The 2,642-nt window shown below is 61.2% G+C and carries 2 protein-coding genes and 1 other RNA gene; 2 read left to right on the top strand and 1 reads right to left on the bottom strand.

Annotated elements, in window-relative coordinates; genetic code table 11:
- Window positions 1-21 precede the first annotated feature (21 nt).
- Window positions 22-417: RNase P RNA component class A (rnpB, locus tag ADADOO_RS11420), an RNA gene on the top strand.
- A gap of 19 nt (window positions 418-436) precedes the next feature.
- Here the strand turns inward: rnpB and ADADOO_RS11415 are convergent.
- Complete coding sequence (locus ADADOO_RS11415) at window positions 437-1,102, bottom strand: L,D-transpeptidase Cds6 family protein (protein ID WP_511277634.1); 666 nt, start codon at window positions 1,100-1,102, stop codon at window positions 437-439.
- A gap of 287 nt (window positions 1,103-1,389) precedes the next feature.
- Here ADADOO_RS11415 and ADADOO_RS11410 point away from each other — a divergent pair, with 287 nt between their 5' ends.
- The gene (locus ADADOO_RS11410) at window positions 1,390-2,556 is read left to right on the top strand and encodes a 50S ribosomal protein L11 methyltransferase (RefSeq protein ID WP_511277633.1); all 1,167 of its coding nucleotides are present in this window, start codon (window positions 1,390-1,392) and stop codon (window positions 2,554-2,556) included.
- The last annotated feature ends 86 nt before the right edge of the window (window positions 2,557-2,642 follow it).

The following is a 2,642-nucleotide window of genomic DNA, read 5'->3' as shown; positions in this document are numbered from 1 at the left end:
GGCGCGTATAATCCGCCTCGGAAAGTCGGCCAGGCAATCGCTGGGCACGCAAGTGCCGGGAGGAAAGTCCGGGCTCCATTGGGCGGGATGCCAGTTAACGGCTGGGTGCTATAAGTCGCCAGACGAAAGTCAGGCGACCCAAGGCAACGGAAAGTGCAACAGAGAATAGACCGCCGATGGCGTCGCAAGACGCACAGGTAAGGGTGAAACGGCGAGGTAAGAGCTCACCGCGTCCACGGTAACGGCGGACGGCACGGTAAACCCCATCCGGAGCAAGACCAAATAGGGAAGCTGAGGCGTGGCCCGCGCTGCTTCCGGGTAGGTTGCTTGAGCCCGTCGGTGACGGCGGGCCTAGAGGAATGATTGCCGAACCCCGCAAGGGGGGAACAGAACCCGGCTTATCGGCCGACTTTCCAATTTCGACGTGTTTTGCTCGCTACAGCCCGAGCTTGTTGTCGGTGATCCATTCCTTGATGATTTTCCATTCGCCATGGTCGCGGGTGATGAGCAGGACCTTGGTTCGCGCCATTTCGCGATAGCGGCCCGAGCTGTAGTCCTGCCGGAAAGTGGCCTTGAACAGGTCGGCGTTGACCCGCTCGATGCCGAGTTCGCGGATCTGGATGTCGATCGGGGCGCCGGCTGAGAGTTTCTTCGTTCTGGCGGTGACCCAGACCTCGCGCGAGTTGCCGTCGGCTGGCGTAAATTGCTGGCTGTAGGCCTTCAGGTAGCTGGCGATATCCCGTTGCGCCCAGGCGTTTCGCCATTCGTCGAGAAATTCGCCGATCTTTTTCGTATCGTTGGTTTCCACGGTGGCTGGTGCGACCAATGCGGGTTCGCGGAGCGCCGCGGCGACTGCCGGAAAACCTGCCGGCGCCAGCGAGGCTGGCACGGTGACGGTGGGGGCAGCGGTGTGCGGCGCGAATAGCCACATTGCGCCAGCGCCGGACAGGGCGGAGAGCATGGCTGTCATGATGAGAACGCCGGTTCCGAAAGCGTTTGCGGACTTGAGAACGGGTGGAATGTTCTTGATGTTTGCAGCTTTGGCGGAGACGACCTCCGCTGCACCGAGCGCGGTGTGAAGTTGCTCAAGGCGGCGTGCCATGGCGCGTTCTTGTTTGTTGCCTTCAGGGCTTCCCGGGTGTCGCTCCGTGTTTGTCGCGTTGCTTCCGAATAAAGTGATCGCGGATTCGATGATGCCGCCGGCAGGGAATGAGCTCAAAGTGGTCACGGGGTGGATCCTGTGAGTGGGGATTGCTGCTACGAATGGATTTGATTGGCTGACATTGTTTCAGCCAGTGTCTTGGTCGACGGTCGAATAATTCACAATTTCAGCAATTACGTTGTTTGCGTCAATGTGCGGGGCGGTGGCCCCCTGGCTTCTGTCCTACAATGCGGGCCATGACGCGCGCGACATTTCCTGTGGTTACTTGGGCTGAGGGTGGCGAGACAAAATCCGCCCGCTGGCGTTCCGAGGCTGGCGTGCCGGTGCATGACCGGCTTGTTGTCGTTGATGATCGTTGGAGTGTCGATGCTGCCTGGACGTTGGCTAGCGCGGGAACGGCGATGCTGTGGCGCGGCGACTGGCAGAATGCCCGTCATTTGTTGCAGGGCTTGAGTCGGCGCGCTGATCGCCAGCCGCGGTTAGGTGGACAGAAAAAGCCGGTAACGCCAGCCGAGGCGTTCGAGCAGCATCGTCGGAACCAGGGGCGACGGGCGCAGGCGCTCGGCCTGTTGCTGGTGCCACTTGGTGGCGATTACAGTATCCCCCTGCGCCGGGCGCAAGATGTCCGGCAGGCTTGCGTCGAGGCTTACGGGGCGCCGGCTGGCGAGGAGTCTGTCGTTTCATTGCGCGAGTTGCTGGCGGTCGTCAGCGCCCACGAGTGGCGCAAGAAGGGCGTGCCGGTGCCGGCGGTCGAGGGACGCATCTACCCGCATTTCGGCGTGTTTTCGCCGGTCCGCGGGGAATATGTCGATCTCGTCGCCAAGGCACCGTTGCCAGGCAACTGCGATCTGGCCTTCGATATTGGGACGGGGTCGGGCATCATCGCGGCGATTCTGGCCCGGCGTGGTGTCAAGCAGATCGTGGCGACCGACATGGACGAGCGCGCCTTGGCGTGCGCTGCCGAAAATGTCGAAAAATTGGGGTTGACCGCAGCAATCCAACTCGTCAAGACCGATTTATTCCCGCCCGGGCGGGCCAGGCTGGTTGTGTGCAATCCGCCGTGGTTGCCGGCCGAGCCCACTTCGCCGATCGAGTACGCGGTCTATGATCCCGATTCGCGCATGTTGCGCGGTTTTCTCCGACGGCTGGCCGCGCATCTCGAGGCCGATGGCGAGGGGTGGCTGATTATTTCGGATATTGCCGAACATCTCGGCCTGCGCTCGCGGCAAAAGCTGCTCGGCTGGATTGCGATGGCCGGACTGAAAGTTATTGAGCGTCTCGATACTCGGCCGCAACATCCCAAGGCGCAGGATGTGAGCGATCCGCTGCATGCGGCGCGGGTGGCCGAGGTGACTTCTTTGTGGCGGCTGGCTCGGGCTGATGGAATAAATTAAATGCGTTTTCCGTATACCTTGGTGTAGCCCCCCCCAAAACCAACGGAGATCATCATGAAAACGAAAAACTGGCTTCTCACGCTGCT

The organism is Azonexus sp., from assembly GCF_036170495.1.
GTDB lineage: Bacteria > Pseudomonadota > Gammaproteobacteria > Burkholderiales > Rhodocyclaceae > Azonexus.
Note: the sequence above shows the minus strand (reverse complement) of the source record. Positions and strands in the feature narration are given on the sequence as shown.